The organism is Nonomuraea sp. NPDC048881, from assembly GCF_040649795.1.
GTDB lineage: Bacteria > Actinomycetota > Actinomycetes > Streptosporangiales > Streptosporangiaceae > Nonomuraea.
In genome coordinates, this window is the sequence record NZ_JBEZGC010000001.1 from 516,809 (window position 1) to 541,898 (window position 25,090).

The window sequence follows — 25,090 nt, forward strand, 5'->3', positions numbered from 1 at the left end:
CAGCGAGCACGGAGTATGGCTCCGCCATGCCCGCATGCCCGCCGACGAGGAGTGATGGTGGTCTTTACCGGTGAGCGCAAGGCGGACACGGCACGGCTGATCGAGCCGCGGACCAACGACGCGACGGCGGGCGAGCGGCCACTCGCGGGCGTCCGCGTGGCGATGCTCAACTTCCGCGAACCCTGCCAGTCCACGGCCGGCGGCGCCGAGGAGTACGCCTGGCAGGTCAGCCGGTTCCTGCTGAGCCAGGGGGCCTCGGTCGTGTTCCTCACCGGCCGCCAGCGCGGGCAGCGCCGCGCCGAGGTGCTCGACGGCGTCGACCTGCGCAGGATGGGCAACCCGTACCTCGTCTACCTGCTGGTCCCGCTCTGGCTGCTGATCCACCGGCGGCGCGTGGACGTCGTCATCGACACCATGAACGGCATCCCCTTCTTCTCCCCGCTCGTCGTCCGCCGCCGCACGCCCGTGATCAGCCTCGTGCACCACGTCCACGACCGGCAGTTCCACGCCTTCCTGCCCGCCTGGCTGGCCCGGATCGGGTGCTTCGTGGAGGGCGAGGTGGCCCGGCTGGTCTACCGGCGCTGCCTGACGGTCACCGTCTCGGAGTCGTCGAGGCGCGACCTGGCCACGAAGTTGCGCTGGCTCGCGCCGGTCACCGTCGTGCCGAACGGCTGCGCCGAGCCCGCGCGCAGCGAGCCGCCGGCCGCCGTCGGCGAGCCGGCCCTCGTGTACGCCGGCCGCCTGATCGGCCACAAGCGCATCGAGCGCGTCGTGGACCTGGCCGCCGAGCTCGGCGACGCCTGGCCGGGCCTGCGGGTGCACGTCGTGGGCCGCGGCCCCGAGCGCGACGCCCTGGCCGCCCGGATCTCCGGCCGGGGCCTGGACGGCCGGGTCGAGCTGCACGGCTTCCTGCCCGAGCCGCGCAAGAACGCCCTGCTGGCCGCCGCCCGGCTCAACGTGACGGCCTCGGAGTTCGAGGGCTGGGGGCTGACCGTGATCGAGGCCGCCGCGCTCGGCGTGCCGACCGTGGCCTACGACGTGGCCGGGCTGCGCGACTCGGTGCGGGACGGCGTCACCGGCTGGCTCGTACGGGACGGCGAGAGCCTGGCCGAGGTGATCGGCCGCGCGCTGGAGGAGCTGGCCGACCCGCGGCGGCGGGCGGAGGTGGCCGCGGCCTGCCGCGCCTGGGCCGGGGAATTTACGTGGGCCCGAACTGGGGCTAACATGACCGGACTTATCCTGGCGAAACTCCAAGATTGCGGCGGAGCCCCTCAGTGACCCAAGCCTCGCCTGGACCCCCGGGGGAACGCGGGGATTCCACCGTCGAGAGCTACGAGGCCCGGATCAGGCACAGGCTGCGGCTGCTCGCCTCCTGTCTGCTGCTCGGCGCCATCGCGTTCAACACCTCGACCGAGAAGATCATCCCCGAGACGAAGCTCGACATGGCGGTCAACCCGCTGGGCTTCCTCGGCCGGGCGCTGCACCTGTGGGACGGCGCCTACTTCGGCCACCTGCAGAACCAGGCGTACGGCTACCTGTTCCCGATGGGCCCGTTCTACGCGATCTTCCTCAAGCTGGGCATGGAGTCGTGGGCCGTCCAGCGGCTGTGGATGTCGCTCGTGCTGTGCGTCGCCTTCCTCGGCGTGGTCCAGCTCGCCCGCGCGTTCGGCGTCGGCGGCCCGCACACCCGCGTCGTGGCCGGCTTCGTGTACGCGCTCGCGCCGCACGCCCAGGCGCTCATCGGCATCAACTCCTCGGAGTTCCTGCCCAGCGCCGTGCTGCCGTGGATCCTGCTCCCGCTGGTCAAGGGGGCCAAGGGCGAGCTTACGCCGCGCCGGGCGGCCGCGCTGTCGGCGTTCGCCTTCCTCTTCTGCGGCGGGGTCAACGCGGTGGCCGAGGCGGCCGTGCTCGTGGTGCCGATGGTGTACCTGCTGACCAGGCGCGGCGGGCCGGTCAAACGCCGCCTGATCGCCTGGTGGCTGCCGCTGGTCGCGCTCGCCTCGCTGTGGTGGGCCGTCCCGCTGCTCACGCTCGGCGGCTACATCTTCTCCTTCCTGCCCTACATCGAGACCGCCACCGCGACGACCGGCGTGACGTCGCTGGTCAACGCGCTGCGCGGCACGTCGAGCTGGCTCAGCTTCCTGACCGTGGACGGCCAGACCTGGCTGCCCGACGCCCACCAGCAGTCCACCGTCCCGTGGCTGATCGTGGTCACCGCCGCCGTGGCCGCGCTCGGCCTGGCCGGGCTCACCCTGCGCCGGCTGCCCGAGCGGCCGTTCCTGCTGATCAGCCTGCTGTGCGGGATCGCCGTCATCACGACCGGCCATCCCGGCACGCCGCACGAGCAGTTGATGGTCGGGCTGCTCGACGGCCCGCTCGCCGCCTTCCGCAACCTGCACAAGTTCGACGCGCTGATCAGGCTGCCCGTCGCGCTCGGCCTCGCCGGGCTGCTCTCACTGGCCCGCCCGCGCCTGCGCACGCCCCTGACCGTGCTGGCCGCCGGGCTCGTGACCCTGTCGGGCCTGCCCGTCCTGTACGCCGGTCTCGCCCCCGCCGGCGGCTTCACCGCCATCCCCGACTACTGGCGGCAGGCCATCACCTGGCTCAACCGCAACGCCGGCGACGGCATGGTGCTGGCCGTGCCGGGCGCCAAGCGCGGCGAGTACCTGTGGGGCCGCCCCCTGGACGAGCCGTTGCAGGCCCTCTCGCAGGCCCGCTGGGCCACCCACACGATCGTGCCGTGGGGCTCGGCCGGCATCTCGCGGCTCATGGCCGCCGTGGACGACCGCCTGGCCACCGGCAAGGGCTCGCCGGGGCTGGCCGCCACGCTGCGCCGGATGGGGGTGTCGTACCTGGTCGTCCGGAACGACCTGGACCGGGCGACGATCGGCACGGCCTGGCCGGCCCGGGTGCACCAGGCGCTGGAGGACTCGCCGGGCGTCTCGCTCGTGGCCCAGATGGGGCCGGGCGTCGGCATCGCCCAGTACGGCCGGGCCGCCGCCTGGCTGGACCAGCCCTACCCGGCCGTCGAGATCTACCGCGTGGCCGGCGCCGCGCCGCTGGTCGGCACCGTGGACGCCACCCGCCCGCTGCGCGTCGGCGGCGCGCCGGAGTCCGTGCTCTCCCTGGCCGAGCAGGGCCTCCTGGACGACGACCGGCCCGTCCTGCTCAACGACGACGCGGGCGTGGTCAAGGTGCCCGCGCACGACACGATCCTGACCGACACGCTGCGCCGCAGGGAGGTCGCCTTCGCCGACCTGCGCCGCAACGCCAGCGCCACGCTCACCGCCGACGAACCCCTGCGCGGCAGCTCGCCCTCCAGCGACCTGCTCGACCCCGGCTGGGCGCGGTACGTCTCCACGGCGGGCCTCACCGGCGTCGCGGGCGTCACCGCCTCCAGCTCCGAGGCCGACGTCGGCGCCGCGGCGAACAGCCGTGAGCCCGGCCACCAGCCCTTCGCCGCGCTGGACGGCGACCGGCGCACGAGCTGGCGCTCCACCGGCTGGAACGGCGCCGTCGGGGAGTGGCTGGAGGTGACCTTCGCCGAGCCGCTGACGATCCCCACGATCCAGGTGGCGTTCGAGAACTCGCCGATCGGCCCGCCGCCCAGCGAGGTCGTCGTGGAGACCGGCGCCGGCTCCCTGCGCCAGAAGGTGCGCGCGACCGCCGACCCGCAGGAGCTGGCCGTGCCGAAGGGGCCGGTCGAGCGGCTGCGGGTGAAGGTCGTCGCCACCGCGTACGAACCGGCGAACCGCCTCGGCGGCCGGGTCGGCATCACCGAGCTCGCCATCCCCGGCGTCCGGCCCGGACGCTCGATCGTCGTGCCCGACCCGCGCGAGGACACCGGCGAGCCGGCCACGGTCGCGGTCGCCAGGACCGGCGACGTGCCCGGCTGCGTCCGGGGCTCGGCCGCCTGGAGCTGCGCCAAGGGCCACGAGGTGCTGGGCGACGACGGCAACGGCTTCGACCGCTCCTTCGTCACCGGCAAGGACGGCGCGTACGGCATCTCGGGCCGCGCCACGGTCACCGACCGCGCGACGATCGAACGCCTCAGCACGCTGCCCGGCGACTCCCTGACCGTGCGCGCCTCCTCCACCGCGGTGGACAGCGGCGCGGCGGGCGGCCGCTGGGCCTTCGACGGCGACCCGAAGACGGCCTGGTTCGCCGACCCGCTCGACCCCAGGCCCACGCTGAACGTCGAGCTGGCCCGCGAGACGAAGCTGTCGCAGATCCGCGTCATCACGCCCGACTCCTACCTCGGCGCCCCTCCCGTCCGGGTGACGATCCGCGCGGAGGGCGGCGTCCGGCAGAGCTGGGTCGGCACGGACGGGCTCGTCCGCTTCCCCGAGATGAGGGCCAGGAAGGTCGCGCTGGAGTTCGGCGCGTCCGGCGGCCGGCCGATCGAGATCAGCGACGTGGCCTTCCCCGGCGTGCGGCCGCTCGGCGCGCTGACCGGCTTCAAACTCACGCTGCCGTGCGGCTTCGGGCCCACGCTCACCATCGACGGCAACGAGGTGCACACCGCCGTCACCGGCGGCACCCTGCACGACGTGGTCACCGGCCGGCCGGTGACCTTCGAGACCTGCGAGCGGCTCCAGCTCGTGGCCGGTCCCACCCGGCTGTCGGTGCGGCCGGGGGAGTCGTACCGGGTCGAGTCGGCGGTCGTGCGGCACGAGCCGGGCAGCCCCGCGGCCGGGCCCACCGTCATGCGGCGCACGCCGGTCACCACGTGGGCGGCCGGCGAGCGGGTCGTCCAGGTGAACGTCCAGGACGACGCCTACCTGGTGGTCAACGAGAACTTCAACGCCGGCTGGAAGGCCACGCTGGGGGCCGCGGCGCTCAAGCCCGTCCGGCTCGACGGCTGGCGGCAGGCCTGGTTCCTGCCCGCCTTCACGGCCGGGACGGTGACGCTCACCTACGAGCCGGACGAGCCGTACCGGGCGGGGCTCGCCGCGGGCGGGGCGCTGGCGCTGCTCGTCGCCGGGCTGGCCCTGGTGGGCAGGGGCCGGCCGGGACGCCATCTGGCGCCCGTCCTGGCCGCCCGGCCACGGATCCGGCACGTCGCGGTGTTCGCCGTGGCGCTCGGCTACTGGGTCGGCGGGCCGGCGGGGGCGGGCGTGGCCGGGGTGGCGTTCGTGCTGGGCGCCTGGTCGCGTCCGCTGCGGGAGGCCGAGCACATGCGCGGGCGGCGGCGCTGGACCCTGTTGCTCGGGCCGCCCGGCGGGCTCGCGCTCTACCTGGCCGCCACGGCCGCGGTGGCGCTCGGCGCGGGCGGCCTGTGGGCGCAGCTGCTCTGCCTGCCGCTGCTCGGGCAGCTCCTCGTCGAGGTGGCGGCCAGACGCGCGCCGGCCCGGCAGACCACCGTACCGATCACCGTCGCCGCAGGCGGCCCGACCATGACGAGTGTTCCGTGACCGACACGATCAAGCCGCGTCCGGGGACCGTCATCACGGTTCCCGGCCCGGTGGCGCGTGCCGCCCGGTGGGCCCGCCGCCACGGCGTCCTGCTGGCCGGGCTCGTGCTCATCGCCGCCTCGGTGGCGGGCAAGGCGGCCGTCGTCCAGGAGGCGTACTTCAAGGAGGACGACTACGAGTTCGTGGCCAGGGCGATGGAGGGCGACCTGTCCTTCGACTACCTGACCCGGATCCATTTCGGCCAGTTCATGCCGGGCGGCTTCCTGGTGGCCTGGCTGGTCTCCCGGCTGCACCCCTTCGACTGGGGGTGGGCGGCCGGCACGGTGCTGGCGCTGCACGCCCTGGCCGCCCTGGGCGTGCTGCGCATGTTGCGGGTGGTCTTCGGCAGGCGGCCGGCGACCCTCGTGCCGCTGCTGGTCTTCCTGCTCGCGCCGGTCACCGTGCCCGCGCTCGCCTGGTGGGCGGCCGGGCTCAACACCGTCTTCCTCCAGGTCGCGCTGCCCATGGCGGTCGCCTCGCACTGGCATTACCTGCGGACGGGCCGGCTGCGGCACGCCGTGGCCGCGGCGCTGTGGGTGCTGGTCGGGCTGCTGGGCTTCGTCAAGGGCTTCGCGCTGCCGCTGCTGCTGTTCGCCCTCACCGCGATCTACCACGGCGGCCTGCGCGCCGCGCTGCGCCGCCACCTGGCCGCCTGGGCCATGTACGTGACCGTGCTGGTGGCCTTCGGCGCGCTCTACGTCCAGCGGTCTTCGTCGGCGCCGAACAGCGGGGCGCTGCCGATCTTCGACCAGGCCCTGGGCTTCCTGTGGGAGCTGCTGGGCAAGACGTTCGCCACCACCGTGCTCGGCGGGCCGTGGCGGTGGTTCGCGGGCGGCGACTGGGGGGTGGCCTCGCCGCCGCTGCCGCTGGTCATCGCCTCCCTGGCCGTCCTGGCCGCGCTGGTGGTGATCACCAGCCGGTACCGCAGGCGGGCGGTCCTGGCCTGGGCCACGCTGCTGGGCTACCTGCTGGTCGCGGACGCGCTGCCGGTGTTGTGGGGACGCGTCCACCTGCTGGGCTCGTTCGTCGGCACCGACACCCGGTACGTCGCCGACGCCGTCCCGCTGCTCGCGCTGGTCGTGGGCCTGGTGCTGCTGCCGCTGCGCGGCGAGGAGGAGCCGTACCGCAGGGCGCTGCCGGCACGGGAGCGGGTGACCGGGGCGGCCGGCGCGACGCTCGGGCTGTTCGCGGGCGCGTCGCTGGTCACGGTGACGCTCTTCGCCGGGTACCTGGGGGCCGAGCGGCGGCACGACTACATCGAGACCGCCCGCGCCGAGCTGGCCAGGGCGGCCCCCGACAGCGTGATCTACGACCGGCTGGTGCCGACGGAGGTGCTGCCGAACTCGTACGGGACCTACAGCCTGACCTCGCGGGTGCTGGGCGCGCTGGCCACGCCCGCGCTCAGGGCCAGGATGCAGGCGCCGCCCGCCGCGCTCGACGGCCTGGTCTTCGACGACCAGGGCCGCCTGCGCCCGGTGGACGTGCAGGGCATCCCGCTCGTGCCCACGACCCGCGACCGATGCTGGCCGGTGACCGGCGGGACCGTCCAGGTGCCGCTGGACAACCGCGTCACCCGGATCGAGGGCACCCTGGTCAGGCTGGGGTACGCGGCCCGCTCCGACACGACGGTCACCCTGTGGATGGGCGACCGCGCCACCGACATGAAGCTGCGCGCGGGCTTCGGCCGGGTCTTCGTGCTGGCCGTGCCCGGCGCGGACCGGATCGTCGTGCACGACGTGCCGCCCGGCCTGTGCCTGGGCGACGTGACGCCGGGACAGGCGGTGCCCCGGCCGTGACCGTCCCGAGCCGAAGGAGCCTCGCGCTGGTGCTGGCCGCCGTGGGGGCCTTCCTGCTGACGCTCATCCCGCTGAGCCGCCTGTACGTCTACGACCGGGTGCTCAAGGCCCCCCTGGAACAGCAGAGCATGACCAGGGCGACCGCCGAGTCGGCCACGTACGTGGACCCGGCGACCATGCGGCAGACGACCGGCGACCTGGTCCAGACCCGGTGGCTGATCGGCGACGTGCTGGCCGGCGACGACGACCGCGCGGTGTGGGGCGAGTCGGTCTCCCTGGCCACCCGCGACGGCCACCGCCTGGACTACCACGAGCGCCGCCTGGCCTTCGACCGGCGTACCGGCGAGATCGTGAACTGCTGCGGCGAGTACCTGGACGAGGACGTCTCCGTCCGGCAGACCGGGCAGGCCTTCCGCTGGCCGTTCAACGCCGAGCGCCGCGACTACCCGCTGTTCGACCTGCGCCTGCGCCGCCCAGTGACGGCCGTCTTCGACGGGGTCGAGCGGGTGCGCGGCGTCGAGACCTACCGCTACGTCCAGCGCACGCCGCGCCGGCTCGTGCCCGGCGAGACGCCGCCGCTGCCGCGCCGCCTGCTCGGCCTGCCCGGCAAGGGCGACGTCGGCCTCGGCCGCTACGCCGAGATCCGGCGCACGTACTGGGTCGAACCGGTCAGCGGCCTGCCCGTCAGGACGCTGGAGGAGGTGACCGAGACGCTGGTCACCGCGGACGGCCGGGGCCGCCTGACCGCCCTGGACGCGGACTTCCGCACCGCCGAGCCGGACGTCGCCGCGGCCCTGGCGACGGCGGCCGCCTACAAGCGCTGGATCCTGCTGCTCGGCACGGTGGCGCCGGTCGGCGGCGGCCTGCTCGGCGCGGGCTGCGTGGCGGCCGCCCTGTGGTTGTCGCGGCGGCGCTCACCTGCGGCGCAGGACGAGGAGCAGGTTCCAGGTGACCAGCTCGCGGATGCCAGGTAGGTGGACGACGTGCCTGGCCCAGCGGGGATGGTAGCGGGGGATCGCGTCGAGGACCTCCACGTCGCGCCTCCTGCGGGCCCAGGCCAGCGGCTTGGCCACGCCGATGGCGTACATGCTCTCGCCGAAGACGTTCTTGGGCGGTTTGCCGTGGGTGCGGGCGTAGCGGCGGGCGGCGTAGTGGCCGCCGAGGTAGTGCCAGGGGGAGGTCTCGTGGCCGCCCCAGGGCGAGAACCAGATCGTGTACGACAGGTAGACCACCCCGCCCGGCCGGGTCACCCGGACCATCTCCTCGGCCATCCGCAGCGGGTCGGGCACGTGCTCCAGCACGTTGGAGGAGAAGCACACGTCCACCGAGCCGGTGGCGAGCGGCAGGTCGAGCGCGCTGCCGAGCACGGCGTCGCGGGGCGGCACGCCGTCGCGCAGGCGCATCTCACCGGCGTCGCAGTCGACGCACAGCGGGCGCGCGCCGACCGCGCGCAGGGCGTCGGCGAAGTAGCCGGGGCCGCCGCCGATGTCGGCCACGGTCGCGCCGGCCAGGTCGGTGTAGGTGGCGAGCTGGGCCACCGTGTCCCTGGCCAGGGTGCCGTAGAAGAAGTCGGGGTCGCTCTGCTCCAGGCGGAAGGCGCGCAGCAACCGGACGGATCTGCCGAGATCCGCTCGGAACGGTTCGGTGTCCACGGCGCGGAGCTTACTGCAGTGGAGGGATACGTCCATGGCTGAAGACGTCAAGCGAGCCGAGCCCTTCCAGATCACCATCCCGGCGGTGCGCACCGGGCCGGTCATCGGCGTGGGCCTGCTGATCGTGCTGATCTCGCTGGTGTTCCGGGCGAGCCTGCTCAGCAAGGCCTACTTCGTCGAGGACGACTTCCTCTTCGTGGCCGGGGCCGGTGACAGCGGGCCGACCTGGGAGTACCTGATGAGGGTGCACAAGGGGCACCTCATGCCGGGCGCGCTCGGCCTGGTGTGGCTGCTCACGTCGGTCGCGCCGTACAGCTGGGCGCTGGTGTCGTTCGTGACCGTCGCGATCCAGGGGGCGGCCTCGGTCATGTTCCTGGTGCTGCTGCGGCGGCTGTTCGGCGACCGGGCGGCGGTGCTCGCCGCGCTGACCGTCTACGCGTTCGCGCCGCTCACCGTGCCCGCCATGAGCTGGTGGTCGGCCGCGCTCAACGCGGTGCCGCTGCAGCTCGCGCTGATCGCGGCGCTGGCCGCGCACGTCAGGTACGTACGCGAGGGCAAGGGCCGCTGGCGGGCCCTGGCCTGGACCGCCGTCGGGATGGCCTTCTCCACCAAGGGGGTGTTCATCCCGTTCGTGGTGCTCGGCGTCAGCAGCGCCTACCTCGGGCGTGGCCTGTGGGCCCGTGCCCTGCTCGCCGAGCTGCGCAGGCCCGTCTGGTGGGCGCACGGCCTGCTGCTGGCCGGGTACGCGCTGCTCTACTGGCTGCGCCGCGACACCGCCGGGGCTGACGCGCTGACCGGCCCGAAGGCCGAGGTGGTCCCGGGGCTGCTGCGCAGGCTGCTGGGCGAGACCTTCCCGACGGGGGCGGTCGGCGGCCCGCTGCGCTGGGGCGGCGTCACCTCCACCGGCGGGCTGGCCGACCCGGCCCCGGTGACCGTGGCCGTGGCGTGGGCGGTGCTCGCCGCGCTGGTCGTGGTCACCTGCGTGTACCGCGGGCGGGCCTGGCGGGCGTGGGCGATCCTGGCGGTCTACGTGGTGGTCGCCGACGCGGTGCCCACCGTGATCGCGCGGGCCACCGCCTGGGACCTGGTCGGCGCCGAGACCCGGTACGTCGCCGACGCCGCCGTGCTCTTCGCGCTCTGCCTGGCGCTGGCCGTCATGCCGGTGGAGGACGAGCCCGACGTCCTACGCCGGCCGGTGCCGGCGAGCATGCCGGCCGTCGGCGGCGCGCTGACCGCCGTCTTCGTCGTCGTGTCGCTGATCTCGATCAACACCTTCGGCGACACGCTCACCGGCGACCGGGTCAGGACGTACCTGGAGAACGCGAGAGCCTCGCTGGCCGCGGCGGCGGGGGAGGCCGACATCTACTCCCGTCCCGTGCCGCCGGAGATCGTCCTGCCGTGGAACGGGGAGCGCCGGATGACCTCGTACGTGCTGGCGCCGCTGGCCGACGACGCGACCAGGGAGCGCATGCGCGACCCGCGGCCCTCGGCGGAGCCGTACGTGCTGGACGACACGGGCAAGCTCGTCCTGGTGGGGCGGGTGGTGCCGTTCTTCGACGCGGTCAAGGGGCGCAAGTGCTACCCGGCGGGGAAGGAGTTCCCCGTCGAGTCCTTCGGCGGGCCCGGCGTGGTGGTGGCCATGTCGTACGTCAGCCCGCGGCCCGTGCAGGTCGTGGTGGAGGTCGGCGAGGCCCAGCGGGCGGCCACGCTGCCCGCGACCGGCGCCATGGGCGCGCTGTTCTACGTGCCGCACGACGGGCCGGGCAAGGGCATGCGGATCACCGCGGCCGGGGCGCAGGGTCAGGCGTTCTGCCTCAGGGCGGTGGCCTTCGGCGAGCCGGGCCCGGCGGCGCGCTGAGGCACCAGGCGGATCAGCCGCCTGGCCGGCTCCTCCACGTAGCGGTGGGTGAGCCCGGCCATGGTGACCGTGATGGCGGTGACGGCGACCAGGTTGACCAGGAGGTTGCCGGTCCACGGCCGCTGGCCGGTGAAGTCGTACCAGAGGTAGAGGATGACGAACTGCCACAGGAAGACGCCGTAGGAGATCTGGCCCAGGTAGCTCATCACCCGGCCGCCGAGCAGCTCGTGCACCCGCGTGGGCCGTCCGGCCGCCAGCGCGGCCGGGGCGACCAGGCAGAAGGCGACGAGCGTGTAGAGGCCCTGCTCGGTGAACGCGGTCCAGATGCTGCCCAGGCCGACCGCGCGCGGCCCGGTGAGCGGCGTGGCGGCGATGAGGTAGGCCAGGCCCGCGATGACCCACAACGTGCCCCAGGAGGAGGCCAGCGCGGCGCTCAGCCGCCGCGCGCGGCCGTCCTCGGCCCTGGCCCAGACGGTCAGCACGGCCAGCGCCATGCCGGGCACGAAGAACGTCCAGGAGCGCGGCAGCCACACGTTCATCCAGGGCCGGTAGTCGGGGAAGTACTCGAAGACCGTGTACACGTAGGACAGCGCGCCGAAGGCGGCCAGGCCGATGAGCAGCCGCCGTGCCCTGGTCCGCAGGTCGGGGTCGCCGCGCAGGGCGAACCTGCGCAGCACCGCCGCCATCAGCGGGAGCGTGAGGTAGAAGGTCAGCTCGACCGCCAGGCTCCACATCTGGCCGAGTCCCTTGGGGCCGAGGCCGTACCACCAGGGGGTGATGTCGTAGGTGTGCACGAGGAACAACATCTGCGCCCACGTCCAGGGGTCGGCCTGGTGCGCCTCGCCCCACAGCAGCAGCGCCACGGCGACCACCAGCCAGTACGCCGGCATGATCCGGAAGAAGCGTTTCCACAGGTAGCGGCGGGTGTCCGGAGCCCGGTCGCCGAGCAGCGCCTCGGCCGCCCACGGCCGGTACAGCAGCAGGCCGGAGAGCGTGAAGAAGATCGGCACGCCGATCTCGCCCCTGGACAGCACGCCGCCCAGGAACCCCGGGTCCAGCGCCGTCCCCGCCTCCATGGACACGTGGAACAGCAGGACGGCGAAGGCGGCCACGGCGCGCACGCCGTCGAGCGAGGTCTGGTGTCCTGAGACCACCGGCACCCCGCCCGAAGTAGAACCTGTTTCGGTCACGTTTCCGCATCCCTGGTGACGTCGGTCACTCGTCGCAATAACATACCGGCGAGTAGGTAGTTCGTTTCAGTACTTAACCACCCAAACAGGCGTCAGTGCACCTGCGCACATGGAGGGTCCATGAACCGGGTCGTCGTTGGCAGCGTCCTCATCGCCGTCGGGGCATTCCTCATCGTTCTGGCTCCCCTGGTGCGTCTCCAGGTCGCGCCCGCCTTCATGGCCGCCAAGGGCGACCAGTACAGCATCAGCAAGCTGCACGCGACGGGCGCCCAGTACTTCAGCATCCCGGACGGCAAGGTGCTGACCGCCGACCTCGACATCATCGTCACCACCCGCGGCGACGTGAAGGAGGCCAACGACGACCGCGTCGTCTGGGACGAGTTCACCGCCGTCAACGACGTCACCAACAGCAAGCCCGGCATCAACTTCAGCGAGCGGCGCAGCGCCTTCGACAAGCGCTCCGGCGTCGGCCTCAACTGCTGCGGCGCCAGCATCGACAAGGCCCCGGTGCAGCTCCAGGGCCAGATCTACAAGTTCCCGTTCGACGTGGAGAAGAAGACCTACCAGGTCTTCAACGCCAGCGCGGGCAAGGCGTTCGACGCCAGGTTCGTCGGCGAGGAGCAGGTCAACGGGCTGGCCACGTACAAGTTCGAGCAGACCGTCCCCGAGACCAGGACGCAGACGCTGAACGCGCCCGCCGCCTGGTTCGGCATGGGCACCTCGGGCGACGTGCAGCTGAACCGGTTCTACTCCGGCACCGTCACCTACTGGATCGAGCCCACCACCGGCGCGCCCGTCAAGCAGGAGCAGGTGCGCAACGAAGTGCTCAAGAGCCAGGACGGCATCGAGCGCTCCAAGGCGTTCGTGGCCACCGCCAAGATGACCGACGACACGGTCAAGGGCCTGGTCGACAGCGCCTCCGAGGGCAAGAGCCAGATCAACCTGATCAGGACCACGCTGCCGATCGTGCTCGGCGTGGTCGGGGTCGTCCTGCTCCTGGGCGGCCTGCTGCTCGCCCTGCGCGGCCGCCGGTCCGCATGAGCCAGGGCGTGGTCGCCCGGCCCTGGTCGCCCGCGCCTGCGCTGGCCCTGGTCAGGGCGGCCCGGCCGCGTCAGTGGCTGAAGAACCTGCTCGTCCTGGCCGCCCCCATGGCGGCCGGGGTGCTCGGGCAGCCGGGCCGCCTGCTCGCGGCGCTGCTCGTCCTGGCCGCCTTCTGCCTGGCCGCCAGCGGCTCCTACCTGCTGAACGACGCCTCCGACGTGGAGGCCGACCGGCTGCACCCGCGCAAGCGCCGCCGGGCCGTCGCCTCCGGCGCGGTGTCGGTGCGCACGGCCCGGGTGGCGGGCGTCGTCCTGCTGGTCCTCGCGCCCGCGGTCGCCGCGCTCACCGGCGGCTGGCAGTCGCCCGCGGTCGTCGCCGGGTACGTCGCCCTGACCCTGGCCTACACGACCTGGCTCAAGCACCAGGAGGTCGTGGACCTCATCGCGGTCGCCGGATGCCACGTGATCAGGGCCTACGCCGGAGCCGTCGCCGTCGGGGTGCCGGTGACCGGCTGGTTCCTGGTGGTCGTCTCGCTGGCCGCGCTGCAGCTGGTGGCCGGCAAGCGCGAGGCCGAGCTGCGGTCGCGGGGCGTGTCGGGGACGCGGGCCACGCTGGCCGCCTACCCGGCCGCGTACCTGACGCACGTGCGGATCATGGCGTCCGGGGCGATGATCGTCACGTACTGCCTGTGGGCGCTGAACGCGCACGAGAACGTGTTCTACGGGCTCAGCATCGTCCCGTTCCTGCTCCTGGTGCTCCGGCACAACCTGCTGGTCGAGCGGGGCGGCGGCGAGGAGCCCGAGGAACTGGTGATCCGCGACCGGCCCACCCTCGTCTTCGCCGCCGCGCTGGTCGTCCTGGTGGGGCTCGGGATCTACGCGTGAGCACGTTCCTCACCGGCTGGGGCCGCACCTCGCCCACCCCCGCCGTGCTGCGCCGCCCGCGCTCCCTGGACGAGCTGCGCGACCTGGTCGTGGCCGCGCCGGGCCGCGGTGTCGTCGCCCGCGGGCTCGGCCGCTCGTACGGCGACGCCGCCCAGAACGCCGGCGGCCTCGTCCTCGACTGCACCGGCCTGGACGCCTGGAGCTTCGACGAGCGCACCGGCGTCGTGACCGCGGCGGGCGGGGTCAGCCTGCACGAGGTGATGACGGCGTTGGTGCCCCGCGGCTGGTTCGTGCCCGTGAGCCCCGGGACCAGGCACGTCACGGTCGGCGGGGCCGTCGCGGCCGACGTGCACGGCAAGAACCACCACCGCGACTCCTCCTTCGGCGCGCACGTGCGCTCCCTCACCCTGGTGACCGCCGACGGCGCCGCCAGGGTGCTGCGCCCCGGCGATCCGCTCTTCCGGGCGACCCTCGGCGGCATGGGCCTGACCGGGGTGGTGGCCGAGGCGACGTTCGGCTGCGTGCCCGTCGAGTCGTCCCTGATGCGGGTGGACGTACGGCGCACCGCCGACCTCGACGAGACGCTCGACGTCATGGCCCGCACCGACGACCGCTACCGCTACACGGTGGCCTGGATCGACCTGCTCGCCCGCGGCCGCCGGATGGGCCGCAGCGTCCTGACCAGGGGCGACCACGCGCCGCGCGACGGGGACAAGGCGCCGCCGGTCTTCGCGCCGCGCGCCCGGCTGCACGCGCCGCCGTGGGCCCCGGACGGGCTGCTCAACGGGCTCAGCGTGCGGGCCTTCAACGAGCTCTGGTACCGCAGAGCACCCGCGAGCGCGACCGTCACGCAGGGCATCGCGCCGTTCTTCCACCCGCTCGACTTCGTCGAGGGCTGGAACCGCATGTACGGCTCGCGCGGCTTCGTGCAGTACCAGTTCGTGGTGCCGTTCGGCGCGGAGGAGACGTTGCGCGGCATCGTCGGGTCGTTGTCGGCGCACGGGACGGTGTCGTTCCTGACCGTGCTCAAGCGGTTCGGTCCCGGTTCGGGCGGTTTCCTGTCCTTCCCCGTGCCCGGCTGGACCCTGGCCCTGGACATCCCGGCCGGTCAGCGCGGCCTGAGCGGGCTCCTGCGCGGCTTCGACGAGCGCGTCGCACAGGCCGGAGGACGGGTGTACCTGGCCAAGGACGCCCGGCTGCGCGCCGACATGATGGCGTCGATGTACCCCGAACTGGAACGATGGCGGAGCATCAGGGACGAGGCCGACCCGGAGGGCCTGTTCCGCTCGGACCTGTCCAGGAGACTACGACTGTGACCACCACTTCTGACGCGACCCGGGCGGCCGCCGCTCCGGGGCGGGGGGCGTCGTGAGGAACGCGCTCGGGGCCGTCGACAGCGTGCTGCTGCTGGGCGGGCGGAGCGAGATCGGCCTGGAGATCGTCCGGCTGCTGGTCGGGCTGGGCGCGACCAGGGTCGTGCTGGCCGCCAGGGGCGAGCTCACGCCGCCGGCGGACCTCGCCGCCGAGGTGCACGTCCTGCCGTTCGACGCGCTGGACGTGGGGTCGCACGCCGCCGTCCTGGCCCGGGCCGTGGAGCTGGTGGGCGACCTCGACGTGGTGATCTCCGCGTTCGGCGTGCTCGGCAGCCAGGACGACTACGACGCCGACCCGGCCGCCGCCGCCGAGGCCGTCGCGGTCAACTACGGCGGCCACGTCTCCGCGGACCTGCACGCCGCCAGGGTCCTGCGCGAGCAGGGGCACGGCACCCTCGTGGTGCTCTCGTCGGTCGCCGGGGCGCGGGTGCGCAAGGCCAACTTCGTCTACGGCTCGGCCAAGGCCGGGCTCGACGGGTTCGCGCAGGGGCTCGGCGACGCGCTGCACGGGTCGGGCGCACGCGTGCTGATCGTGCGTCCGGGCTTCGTGATCGGCCGGATGACGAAGGGCCTGCCCCCGGCGCCGCTGTCCTCGACGCCCCGCCAGGTGGCCCTGGCCACCGTGCGCGCGCTGCGCGAGGGCGCATCGTCCGTGTGGGTGCCGCGGGCGCTCGGCCCGGCGTTCGGCCTGCTGCGCCTGCTGCCGCGGCCCCTCTGGCGGCGGCTGCCGCGCTAGAACGCGATTCAAGCCGGAAGCCGACCGACGAAAGGTTCTAGAGTAGAACACGTTGCAGTTCGGCTGCGGCGCGGCTTATCGTCGGGCCATGCGGACACGGGTCACGGACATGTTCGGAATCGAGCTCCCGATCTTCGCCTTCAGCCACTGCCGGGACGTGGTCGCCGCGGTCAGCCGCGCGGGCGGCATGGGAGTGCTCGGCGCGCTCTACTTCACCCCGGAAGAGCTCGAAATGGAGCTCAAGTGGATCGACGACCACGTCGACGGCAGACCGTACGGCGTGGACGTGGTCATGCCCGCCTCCTACGAGGGCGCCGACTTCGCCCCCGAGGAGCTGGTCGGCCGCCTGCAGGCGATGATCCCCGAGGGGCACCGCGCGTTCGTCGAGAACCTGCTGGGCAGGCACGGCGTGCCGCCCCTGTCGTCCGACGCCGACCCCGGCCGGGTGCTGCTCGGGTGGACCGACGCCACCGCGCGTCCCCAGGTCGAGGTCGCGCTCCGGCATCCCATCGCCCTGCTGGCCAACGCCCTCGGGCCGCCCCCGGCCGACGTCGTGGAGCTCGCCCACCGGCACGGCGTCAAGGTCGCCGCCCTCGCCTCGACCCCGCGGCACGCGCTCAAGCAGGTCGAGGTCGGCGTGGACGTCGTCGTCGCCCAGGGCACCGAGGCCGGCGGCCACACCGGCGAGATCTCGACCATGGTGCTCATCCCGCAGGTGGTGGACGCCGTGGACGTCCCCGTCCTGGCGGCTGGCGGCATCGGGAACGGCCGGCAGATGGCGGCCGGCATGGCGCTGGGCGCGGAGGGCGTCTGGACCGGCTCCCTCTGGCTCACCGTCGAGGAGGCCGACACCCCCGAGATGGCGAAACGCCGCATCCTGGAGGCCACCTCGCGCGACACCGTGCGCTCCCGGAGCTGGACCGGCAAGCCCGCCCGCCTGCTCAGGAACGAGTGGACCGAGGCGTGGGAGTCGCAGGAGTCGCCGGGCACGCTGCCGATGCCGCTGCAGTTCATGCTCGTCTCGGACGCCCTGCGCCGGATCGGCCGCTCGGACGCCTCGGAGCTGGCCACGTTCCCCGCCGGGCAGGTCATCGGCCTGACCAACCAGGTGCGCTCGACGAAGGACGTGGTGTTCGGGCTCGTGGAGGAGTACGCGGAGGCCCTGGAACGCCTCGACCGCATCACCCGGGACTGATCGCCCGGCTGTCACCGTGGGCACGTGGCATCCGGGCCGGGACGATCCCGGCGGCGTCCGGGAGCGCCTGGTGACGACGGTCCTCGACGGCCTGCGGGACTGACTCCTTCCGCAGGCCGCCGTTCTTCGCCGGCTCTCCCTCGGCTCTCGGTCAGCCGAACATGCCGGGCACGTAGTCGCCCGCGGGCTGCTGGATGATGACGTTCACCCGGTTGAAGGCGTTGATCAGGGCGATCAGGCACACCAGCGCCCCGAGCTGCTCCTCGTCGTAGTGCTTGGCGGCGTTCGCCCAGACCTCGTCCGGGACGCCGCCGGCGCCGTCGGCGATGCGGGTGCCCTGCTCGGCCAGCTCCAGCGCGGCCCGCTCGGCCTCGGTGAACACCTTGGCCTCGCGCCAGGCGGCGACCAGGTTGAGCCGGATCGAGGTCTCACCGGCGTGCGCGGCGTCCTTGGTGTGCATGTCGGTGCAGAAGCCGCAGCCGTTGATCTGGCTGGCCCGGATCTTCACCAGCTCCTGCGTGGCGTGGGGCAGGCCCGAGTCCATGATGACCTTGTTGGTGCCGATGAGGTGCTTCATGACCTTGGCCGCGACCTGGTTCTCGAAGAGGTTGAGACGGGCTTCCATGACGCGCTCCTTGTCGTCGTCGACTGCTTCCACCTCTCGGACGGGGCAGCCGGACGGGATGTGACAGGAACGGATGTGACGTGCGTCTCTCCTCCCGGCGAGTGGTCAGCGGCCTTCGTAGCGGGCCGGGCGCTTCTCGCGGAAGGCCCGGGTGCCCTCCTTGGCGTCCTCCGAGCCGATCACCGGCCAGCCCAGCTCGTCCGACACCTTCAGGGCCTCGGGCTCCGGCATGCCCAGGGTGTCCCGGTACGTCCGCAGAATGGCCTGGACCGCCAGCGGTCCGGAACCGGCGATGTCCGCTGCCAGCTCCCGGGCCGTCTCCAGCGCCCGCCCGTCCGGCACGACCCGGTTGACCAGCCCCATCGCCAGGGCCTCGGCGGCGGTCACGGAACGGCCGGTGAGCAGCAGGTCCATGGCGTGGCAGTACGGGATCTGGCGGGGCAGCCGGACCGCGCAGCCGCCCATGGGGAAGAGTGCGCGTTTGGCCTCGAACAGCCCCAGGGTGGCCGATTCCGCCACCACTCGCAGGTCCGTCCCGACCAGCAGCTCCGTGCCGCCGGCGACCGCGTACCCCTCGACAGCGCTGATGATCGGCTTTGTCGGCAAGTCCTCCCTCAAGAGCCCCTTCCAGTGAAAATTCGGGATCTGGGCGGCTCTTGCCTGAACCTCTGGATCGGTCGAGGGTTGGCCCATGGCCTTGAGGTCGGCCCCGGCGCAGAACGTGCCCTCCGCCCCGGTCAGGATCGCGACCCGGATCGAGGGCTCCGCCGACGCGTACGCCCACGCCGAGGCCAGCCCGATCAGCATGTCCGAGGAGAGGGCGTTGCGGGCCTCCGGCCGGTTCATCGTGACGGTCAGGACGTGGCCGTCGCGTTCCACCCGGCAGTGCGGGGTGCTGATCGGCAGAAGCTCCATGTACGCCTCCCAAGTCCCAGAAGCTACTGAATCAAGCGCTTGCTACGAACTTTACCCGCGGGATACGCTCCCCACAGCAAACGAGAACAAGTTCCTGTTTTGCTACGCCTGAGCTGAGGAGATCAGATGGGCACGCTCGGTTTCTGGAGGCTGGCGCAGGCGGATCCCGAGTGGATCGCGGCCGTCGACCCCGACGGCACGGAGCACCGCGCGGGTGACCTCCTGGCCCGTTCGAACCGCCTCGTCCACGGGTTACGCGAGCTCGGCCTGGAGCCGGGCGACGGGATCTGCGGCCTGGTCCCGAACGGCGCGGACGGCCTCGTCCTCTACCTGGCCGCGCTCCAGGCCGGCTGGTACTACACGCCGATCAACTGGCACCTCACCGGCCCGGAGATCGGCTACATCGTGTCCGACAGCGAGGCCAAGGCGTTCTTCGTCCACCCCCGCTTCCTCCAGGAGGGCGCCAGGGGAGCCGAGGCGATCGAGCCGCACCGCCGCTTCCTCCTCGGGGACGGCGGCCAGGACGGCTTCCGCCCGGCGGGCGAGCTGACCGCCGGGCAACCGGACACCGCGCCGCCCGGCCGCACGGCCGGCGCCACCATGCACTACACCTCGGGCACCACCGGCCGGCCCAAGGGCGTCCGGCGCACGCTGAGCGGCCTCGACCCCGACGACGGCGCCGAGCTGATGACCTTCCTGCTCGGCCTGTTCGGCATCACGGCCGGGCCGCCCAACGCGCACCTGGTCACCTCGCCCAGCTACCACACCGCCGTCACCCAGTTCGGCGGCAGCGCCCTGCACATGGGCCACACCCTCGTCTACATGGACAGATGGGACGCCGAGGAGACGCTCCGGCTGTGCGAGCGCTACCGCGTCACGAACTCCCACATGGTCCCCACGCACTTCAAGCGCCTGCTCGCGCTCCCCGAGGCCACCAGGGCAAAGTACGACCTGTCCTCGCTCAGGTGGATGATCCACGCCGCCGCCCCCTGCCCGGTCCCGGTCAAATGGGCGATGTTCGAGTGGTGGGGCGACTGCATCTACGAGTACTACGCGGCCACCGAGGGCGGCGGCACCCTGGCCACGCCCGAGGGCTGGAAGGCGCACCCGGGCACGGTCGGCTCCGCCTGGCCGATCAGCGAGCTGCTGATCGCGGACGACGAGGGCGAACCCGTGCCGACCGGCACCCCCGGGACGATCTACATGAAGATGATGGGCGTGCCCTTCGAGTACAAGGGCGACCCCGACAAGACCGCCGCGAACCGGCTCAAGGACTACTTCACGGTCGGCGACATCGGATACCTGGACGAGGACGGCTTCCTCTTCCTCTGCGACCGCAAGGCCGACATGATCATTTCCGGTGGGACGAACATCTACCCGGCCGAGATCGAGAACGAGCTCATGATCCACCCCAAGGTCGCCGACGTGGCCGTGTTCGGCATCCCGGACGACGACTGGGGCGAGCAGATCAAGGCCGTCGTCGAGCCCGCGCCGGGCGTCGCGCCGGGTCCCGAGCTCGCGGCCGAGCTGATCGCCTCGCTGGAGGGCCGCCTGGCCCGGATGAAGTGGCCCAAGAGCGTCGACTTCATCGCCGAGATGCCCCGCGAGCCCAACGGCAAGCTGCTCAAGCGCAAGCTCCGCGCACCGTACTGGGAGGGTCACGACCGTGCCATCTGACGATCCGCTGGTCGCCCAGCACGTCCTGGAGTTCCCCGGCGGTTACACCCGCACGACCGGGCCGGTGATCGGGCGCTTCCTCACCGAGTTACGCGGCCGCCGCATCGTCGGAGTGCGCACGAAAGAGGGCAAGGTGCTCGTGCCGCCCCTCGAATACGACCCCGCCACCGGCGACCCCGTCACCTCCGAGTACGTCGAGGTCGGCCCGGCCGGCACGGTGACCTCCTGGGCCTGGGTGCCCGAGCCCCTGCAGAACCACCCGCTCGACCGGCCCTTCGCCTGGGCCACGATCCTGCTGGACGGCGCCGACACCGCGCTCGTGCACGCCGTCGCCGCCGACAGCCCCAAGGCACTGTCGAAGGGCTCCCGGGTCTGGCCGGTGTGGCGCGACCGGCCCACGGGCCACATCACCGACATCGCCCACTTCGCGCCCGAGGTCACGAAGATCGTGTCCAACGTGCGGGCCGAGTACCGCCTCCAGGCGGGCGGCTCGCTCCGCGTCTTCCTGGAGGGCGTCGAGCGCGGCGTCTTCCTCGGCGGACGTTGCGAGCAGTGCGACCAGGTGTACGTGCCGTACCGGATGTCCTGCCCCCAGTGCGGAGGTCTCATCCCGGAGACGCTCGAACTCCCCGACACCGGGACGATCACCACGTTCGCCATCAACAACCTGCCGGATCCGCGCGCGCCGGAAGTGCCGTTCGTCTCCGCCTACATCCTGCTCGACAACGCCGACATCCCCATGATCGCCCTGATCGGCGACGTACCCGCGCACGAGGTGCGCCAGGGCATGCGGGTCAGGGCCGTCTGGGTGCCCGAGGAGGAGCGGAGCAAGTCCATGGCGAACATCCGCTGGTTCGCCCCCACCGGCGAGCCCGACGTGGAGCTGTCATGAGAGAGGTCGCGATCGTCGCGTTCGCGCAGACCGTCCACACCGACCACGACACCGGGCTCACCGAGCCCGAGCTGATCCTGCCGGTGATCAGCGAGGTCAAGGAGCGGACCGGGCTGACCAGGTTCGGCTTCACCTGCTCCGGGAGCTGCGACTACCTGGCCGGGGCGCCGTTCTCGTTCGTCAGCGCCCTGGACGCGCTCGGCGCCTGGCCGCCCGTCTCCGAGAGCCACGTCGAGATGGACGGCGCCTGGGCCCTGTACGAGGCGTGGGTCCGCCTCCAGCACGGCGACATCGACTCGGCCCTGGTCTACGGCTTCGGCAAGTCGTCGCTCGGCGACCTGCGCACCATCATGACCCTCCAGCTCGACCCCTACTACCTGGAACCCCTCGGCCTCGACCAGCTCTCCCTGGCCGCACTCCAGGCGAACGCGCTCGACGCGGACAGGAAGCAGCTCGACGAGATCGTCCGCAGGTCCAGAGCGGACGGCAGGAGCAACCCGTACGCGCTCGACCTGCCCGAACCGGACGGCGAGGAAGTCGCGGTCGAACCCCTCAGGAAGACGGACGTGCCGCCCGTCACGGACGGCGCGGCGGCGATCGTGCTGGCCACGGCGGAACTGGCCGGACGGCTCACCAGCCGCCCCGCGTTCGTCAGGGGCATCGCCCACCGCATCGAGCCCCACTACCTGGGCACGCGGGACCTGGCCAGGTCGGTCTCCGCGGCCGACGCCGCACGGGCCGCCGGCGTCGGCAAGGGCCCGGTCGAGGTGGCCGAGCTGCACGCCCAGTTCCCGCACGAGGAGCTCATCCTGCGCGAGGCGCTCGAACTGGGCGGCGACACGCTGATCAACCCGTCCGGTGGACCGCTCGCCGCCAACCCCGTCATGGCCACGGGGCTCATCCGCATCGGCGAGGCCGCGCGGCGCATCCTCGACGGCGGCGCGAGCCGCACCGTCGGGCACGCCGCCGGCGGCCCCTGCCTGCAGCACAACCTCGTCACGGTCCTGGAGGCGTGAATCATGGGCAACCGCTGCGCGGTGATCGGGGTCGGACAGACGCACTACACCACCAAGCGCAGGGACGTCTCCATCGCGGGCCTGGTCCGCGAGGCGGCGCTGCGGGCCCTGGAGGACGCCGGGCTGACGTTCAAGGACATCGACGCCGTCGTGGTCGGCAAGGCGCCCGACCTGTTCGAGGGTGTGATGATGCCCGAGGCGTACCTCGCCGACGCGCTCGGCGCGGCGGGCAAGCCGATGATGCGGGTGCACACCGCGGGCAGCGTCGGCGGCTCGACGGCGCTGGTCGGCGCGAGCCTGATCCAGGGCGGCGTGCACGAGCGGGTGCTCGTGGTGGCTTTCGAGAAGCAGTCGGAGTCCAACGCCACCTGGGCGCTGTCCACGCACCTGCCCTTCAGCGCGTCGCTCGTGGTCGGCGCGGGCGGCTACTTCGCGCCGCACATCCGCGAGTACATGCGCAGGTCCGGCGCGCCCGGCCACATCGGCACGCTGGTCGCCGTCAAGGACCGGCTCAACGCCCTGAAGAACCCCTACGCCCACCTCAGGATCCCCGGCATCGACCAGAAGATGGTCGAGTCCACGCCGATGCTCTGGGAGCCGATCCGCTACCTGGAGACCTGCCCGTCCAGCGACGGCGCGTGCGCGATGGTCCTGGCCGCCGAGCACAAGGTCACCGGCACCCCCGCCTGGGTGCACGGCACCGCCATGCGCTCGGAGCCCATCTTCCGGGCCGGCCGCGACACCGTCAGCCCCCAGGGCGGCAAGGACTGCGCCGCCGACGTCTACCGCCAGGCCGGCGTCACCGACCCGCGCCGCGAGATCGACGTGGCCGAGGTGTACGTGCCCTTCTCCTGGTACGAGCCGATGTGGCTGGAGAACCTGGGATTCGCGGCGGAGGGCGAGGGCTGGAAGCTGACCGAGTCCGGCGCCACGGCCCTCGACGGCGACATCCCGTGGAACGCCTCCGGCGGCGTGCTGTCCAGCAACCCGATCGGGGCCTCGGGGTTGATCAGGTTCGCCGAGGCCGCGCTCCAGGTGCGCGGCCAGGCCGGCGAGCACCAGGTGGACGGCGCCCGCACGGCGCTCGGCCACGCCTACGGCGGCGGAGCCCAGTTCTTCGCGATGTGGATCGTCGGACGGGAGAGACCCTGATGGAGTTCAACCACGCGGACCTGTTCGAAGCACTCGCCGACGTGATCGGGGACCGCACCGCCGTCATCTGCGGCGACCGGCGGCGCACCTACGCCGAGCTGGACGCCGAGGCCAACCGGCTCGCCCACTACCTCGCCGGCCTGGGCGTGCGGCCGGGCCAGCACGTCGGTCTGCACCTGTACAACGGCGTGGAGTACCTGGCCGGGTTGCTGGCCGCGCTCAAGATCCGGGCCGTGCCGATCAACGTCAACTACCGGTACGTCGAGGCCGAGCTGCTCTACCTCTACCAGGACGCCGACCTGCGCGCGCTGGTCTACGACGTCGAGTTCGACCCCCGCGTGGCCGCCGTCGCGCACCAGGCGCCGCTGCTGGAGCACCTGATCGCGGTCGGCGGCGAGTCGTCGATCGCCTCGGCGGTGCCGTACGAGGCGGCGCTGGAGCGCGGCAATCCGGAACGCGGCTTCGCCCCGCGCACCGGCCAGGACGTCTACATCATCTACACCGGCGGCACCACCGGCATGCCCAAGGGCGCGATGTGGCACGTCGAGGACCTGTTCATGGCCTTCGGCGGCGGCAACCCGTACGGCGACCCGCGCACCACCCCGCAGGAGGTGATCGACGAGGCCGTCAAGGCCACGCCCATGATCATGATGGCCACCTCGCCGCTCATGCACGGCGCCGCGCAGATGGCCACCTTCATCAGCTGGTGGGCGGGCGGGACGATGGTGCTCGTCCCCAAGTTCGACGCGGGGGAGGTGTGGCGGGCGGTCGAGCGCGAGCGCGTGCTGACCATGAGCATCACGGGCGACGCCATGGCCAGGCCGCTGGCCGAGGCGCTGGAGACGGGCACGTACGACCTGTCGTCGCTGTTCGTCGTCAGCTCGACCGGCGCGATCCTGAGCGGCGCGGTCCGCGACCGGCTCCAGGGCCTGCTGCCCGACGTCATGATCGTGGACAGCTTCGGCTCGACGGAGTCAGGCTACACCGCCTCCGCGCTGCCCGGCTCCACGCCCGAGACCGGGCTGCGCTACCAGCCCAACCCGTCGGCCAGGATCAGCGTCCTGGACGAGCGGGGACGTCCCGTTCCGCCGGGTTCGGGGCAGATGGGGACGGTGGCCAGGTCCGGGCGGGTGGCGTTCGGCTACTACAACGACCCGGACAAGTCGGCGCGCACGTTCGTCACCGACCCTGACGGCACCCGCTGGCTGCTCACCGGCGACCTGGCGACCGTGGACGCCGACGGCACCGTGCACGTGTTCGGCCGTGGCTCGCAGTGCATCAACACCGGCGGCGAGAAGGTCTTCCCCGAGGAGGTCGAGGCCGTGCTCAAGGGCCATCCGGCGGTGTTCGACGCGGTGGTGACCGGCGTGCCGGACGACCGGTGGGGGAGCAGGGTGGCGGCGGTGGTCGAGCCGCGTCCCGGCGTCGAGGTGACCGCCGCCGAGCTGGACGTTCACTGCCGGGCGTCGTTGTCGGGGTACAAGGTGCCGCGTTCGTACGCGTTCGTGAAGGAGATGGTCCGCTCGCCCGCCGGCAAGGCCGACTACCGCTGGGCCAGGCAAACCGCCGAAGCCGCCACCCCCTGACCACTTCCGGCTCACCGCCTGACCGGGGGCGCCCTCGCGGGGGCGCGCC

General features: G+C 72.8%; 19 protein-coding genes. 15 read left to right on the plus strand and 4 right to left on the minus strand.

All coding sequences use genetic code 11. The annotated features are described in order from the left end of the window. Positions 1-54 precede the first annotated feature (54 nt). Genes AB0C33_RS02495 through AB0C33_RS02510 form a run of 4 tightly spaced genes read left to right on the plus strand, consistent with a single transcriptional unit; the run spans position 55 to position 8,223 of the window. Complete coding sequence (locus tag AB0C33_RS02495; RefSeq protein ID WP_358282836.1) at positions 55-1,278, plus strand: glycosyltransferase family 4 protein; 1,224 nt, start codon at positions 55-57, stop codon at positions 1,276-1,278. Continuing rightward, entirely contained in the window at positions 1,275-5,414 is a 4,140-nt protein-coding gene (locus tag AB0C33_RS02500; protein WP_358282838.1) for an alpha-(1->3)-arabinofuranosyltransferase family protein, read from the plus strand. The genes AB0C33_RS02495 and AB0C33_RS02500 overlap by 4 nt, the downstream gene beginning before the upstream one ends. Then, positions 5,411-7,249 carry a hypothetical protein gene (locus AB0C33_RS02505; RefSeq protein WP_358282840.1) on the plus strand — a complete coding sequence of 613 codons (1,839 nt, stop codon included), beginning with the start codon at positions 5,411-5,413 and terminating at the stop codon, positions 7,247-7,249. The genes AB0C33_RS02500 and AB0C33_RS02505 overlap by 4 nt, the downstream gene beginning before the upstream one ends. Then, positions 7,246-8,223 carry a DUF3068 domain-containing protein gene (locus AB0C33_RS02510; protein ID WP_358282841.1) on the plus strand — a complete coding sequence of 326 codons (978 nt, stop codon included), beginning with the start codon at positions 7,246-7,248 and terminating at the stop codon, positions 8,221-8,223. The genes AB0C33_RS02505 and AB0C33_RS02510 overlap by 4 nt, the downstream gene beginning before the upstream one ends. Here AB0C33_RS02510 and AB0C33_RS02515 read toward each other — a convergent pair. Next, complete coding sequence (locus AB0C33_RS02515; RefSeq protein ID WP_358282852.1) at positions 8,164-8,901, minus strand: methyltransferase domain-containing protein; 738 nt, start codon at positions 8,899-8,901, stop codon at positions 8,164-8,166. The two genes, AB0C33_RS02510 and AB0C33_RS02515, sit on opposite strands and share 60 nt — an antisense overlap. A gap of 34 nt (positions 8,902-8,935) precedes the next feature. Here AB0C33_RS02515 and AB0C33_RS02520 point away from each other — a divergent pair, with 34 nt between their 5' ends. Then, positions 8,936-10,759 (plus strand): hypothetical protein, encoded by a 1,824-nt coding sequence (locus AB0C33_RS02520; RefSeq protein ID WP_358282854.1) that lies wholly within the window; start codon positions 8,936-8,938, stop codon positions 10,757-10,759. On the opposite strand, the gene AB0C33_RS02525 is transcribed toward AB0C33_RS02520, so the two are convergent. Further along, positions 10,702-11,949, minus strand: coding sequence for an acyltransferase (locus AB0C33_RS02525; RefSeq protein ID WP_358282856.1), 1,248 nt, complete (start codon positions 11,947-11,949; stop codon positions 10,702-10,704). The genes AB0C33_RS02520 and AB0C33_RS02525 overlap by 58 nt on opposite strands. A gap of 120 nt (positions 11,950-12,069) precedes the next feature. On the opposite strand from AB0C33_RS02525, the gene AB0C33_RS02530 reads away from it, so the two are divergent. The 5 genes from AB0C33_RS02530 to AB0C33_RS02550 all read left to right on the plus strand — a co-directional run bounded on the left by AB0C33_RS02530 (position 12,070) and on the right by AB0C33_RS02550 (position 17,178). Further along, positions 12,070-12,990: a DUF3068 domain-containing protein gene (locus AB0C33_RS02530; RefSeq protein ID WP_358282858.1), complete on the plus strand. Its 921-nt coding sequence runs from the start codon at positions 12,070-12,072 to the stop codon at positions 12,988-12,990. Then, positions 12,987-13,874, plus strand: a complete 888-nt coding sequence (locus tag AB0C33_RS02535; RefSeq protein ID WP_358282860.1) for a decaprenyl-phosphate phosphoribosyltransferase — start codon at positions 12,987-12,989, stop codon at positions 13,872-13,874. Before AB0C33_RS02530 ends, AB0C33_RS02535 begins: the two co-directional genes overlap by 4 nt. Then, positions 13,871-15,190 (plus strand): FAD-binding oxidoreductase, encoded by a 1,320-nt coding sequence (locus AB0C33_RS02540; protein ID WP_358282862.1) that lies wholly within the window; start codon positions 13,871-13,873, stop codon positions 15,188-15,190. The genes AB0C33_RS02535 and AB0C33_RS02540 overlap by 4 nt, the downstream gene beginning before the upstream one ends. A gap of 52 nt (positions 15,191-15,242) precedes the next feature. Next, positions 15,243-15,983, plus strand: a complete 741-nt coding sequence (locus AB0C33_RS02545; RefSeq protein WP_358282864.1) for an SDR family NAD(P)-dependent oxidoreductase — start codon at positions 15,243-15,245, stop codon at positions 15,981-15,983. 88 nt (positions 15,984-16,071) lie between these two features. Continuing rightward, positions 16,072-17,178 (plus strand): nitronate monooxygenase family protein, encoded by a 1,107-nt coding sequence (locus AB0C33_RS02550; protein WP_358282866.1) that lies wholly within the window; start codon positions 16,072-16,074, stop codon positions 17,176-17,178. 151 nt (positions 17,179-17,329) lie between these two features. Here the strand turns inward: AB0C33_RS02550 and AB0C33_RS02555 are convergent, their stop codons facing one another. Both AB0C33_RS02555 and AB0C33_RS02560 read right to left on the minus strand, forming a co-directional pair. Continuing rightward, positions 17,330-17,803 (minus strand): carboxymuconolactone decarboxylase family protein, encoded by a 474-nt coding sequence (locus tag AB0C33_RS02555; RefSeq protein WP_358282868.1) that lies wholly within the window; start codon positions 17,801-17,803, stop codon positions 17,330-17,332. Positions 17,804-17,908: 105 nt separating this feature from the next. After that, positions 17,909-18,718, minus strand: a complete 810-nt coding sequence (locus AB0C33_RS02560) for a crotonase/enoyl-CoA hydratase family protein (RefSeq protein ID WP_358282870.1) — start codon at positions 18,716-18,718, stop codon at positions 17,909-17,911. Between the two features lie 126 nt (positions 18,719-18,844). Between AB0C33_RS02560 and AB0C33_RS02565 the strand changes: the two genes are divergently transcribed. The 5 genes from AB0C33_RS02565 to AB0C33_RS02585 are packed head-to-tail and all read left to right on the plus strand — an operon-like array spanning position 18,845 to position 25,041. Then, entirely contained in the window at positions 18,845-20,395 is a 1,551-nt protein-coding gene (locus AB0C33_RS02565) for an acyl-CoA synthetase (RefSeq protein ID WP_358282872.1), read from the plus strand. After that, a complete protein-coding gene (locus tag AB0C33_RS02570) occupies positions 20,385-21,287 on the plus strand; it encodes an OB-fold domain-containing protein (protein WP_358282874.1) in 903 nt (300 codons plus the stop codon). The genes AB0C33_RS02565 and AB0C33_RS02570 overlap by 11 nt, the downstream gene beginning before the upstream one ends. Then, positions 21,284-22,303, plus strand: coding sequence for a thiolase domain-containing protein (locus tag AB0C33_RS02575; RefSeq protein ID WP_358282876.1), 1,020 nt, complete (start codon positions 21,284-21,286; stop codon positions 22,301-22,303). Before AB0C33_RS02570 ends, AB0C33_RS02575 begins: the two co-directional genes overlap by 4 nt. 3 nt (positions 22,304-22,306) lie before the next feature. After that, positions 22,307-23,455 carry a thiolase domain-containing protein gene (locus tag AB0C33_RS02580; RefSeq protein WP_352323091.1) on the plus strand — a complete coding sequence of 383 codons (1,149 nt, stop codon included), beginning with the start codon at positions 22,307-22,309 and terminating at the stop codon, positions 23,453-23,455. Then, a complete protein-coding gene (locus tag AB0C33_RS02585; RefSeq protein ID WP_358282914.1) occupies positions 23,455-25,041 on the plus strand; it encodes an acyl-CoA synthetase in 1,587 nt (528 codons plus the stop codon). Before AB0C33_RS02580 ends, AB0C33_RS02585 begins: the two co-directional genes overlap by 1 nt. The last annotated feature ends 49 nt before the right edge of the window (positions 25,042-25,090 follow it).

Bases quoted from the DNA above. Each gene is read 5' to 3' on its own strand.
- AB0C33_RS02550 (WP_358282866.1), top strand. From the start codon at position 16,072: ATGCGGACACGGGTCACGGACATGTTCGGAATCGAGCTCCCGATCTTC.
- AB0C33_RS02580 (WP_352323091.1), top strand. From the start codon at position 22,307: ATGGGCAACCGCTGCGCGGTGATCGGGGTCGGACAGACGCACTACACC.
- AB0C33_RS02560 (WP_358282870.1), bottom strand. From the start codon at position 18,718: ATGGAGCTTCTGCCGATCAGCACCCCGCACTGCCGGGTGGAACGCGAC.
- AB0C33_RS02565 (WP_358282872.1), top strand. From the start codon at position 18,845: ATGGGCACGCTCGGTTTCTGGAGGCTGGCGCAGGCGGATCCCGAGTGG.
- AB0C33_RS02585 (WP_358282914.1), top strand. From the start codon at position 23,455: ATGGAGTTCAACCACGCGGACCTGTTCGAAGCACTCGCCGACGTGATC.
- AB0C33_RS02520 (WP_358282854.1), top strand. From the start codon at position 8,936: ATGGCTGAAGACGTCAAGCGAGCCGAGCCCTTCCAGATCACCATCCCG.
- AB0C33_RS02530 (WP_358282858.1), top strand. From the start codon at position 12,070: ATGAACCGGGTCGTCGTTGGCAGCGTCCTCATCGCCGTCGGGGCATTC.
- AB0C33_RS02575 (WP_358282876.1), top strand. From the start codon at position 21,284: ATGAGAGAGGTCGCGATCGTCGCGTTCGCGCAGACCGTCCACACCGAC.
- AB0C33_RS02495 (WP_358282836.1), top strand. From the start codon at position 55: ATGGTGGTCTTTACCGGTGAGCGCAAGGCGGACACGGCACGGCTGATC.
- AB0C33_RS02555 (WP_358282868.1), bottom strand. From the start codon at position 17,803: ATGGAAGCCCGTCTCAACCTCTTCGAGAACCAGGTCGCGGCCAAGGTC.
- AB0C33_RS02535 (WP_358282860.1), top strand. From the start codon at position 12,987: ATGAGCCAGGGCGTGGTCGCCCGGCCCTGGTCGCCCGCGCCTGCGCTG.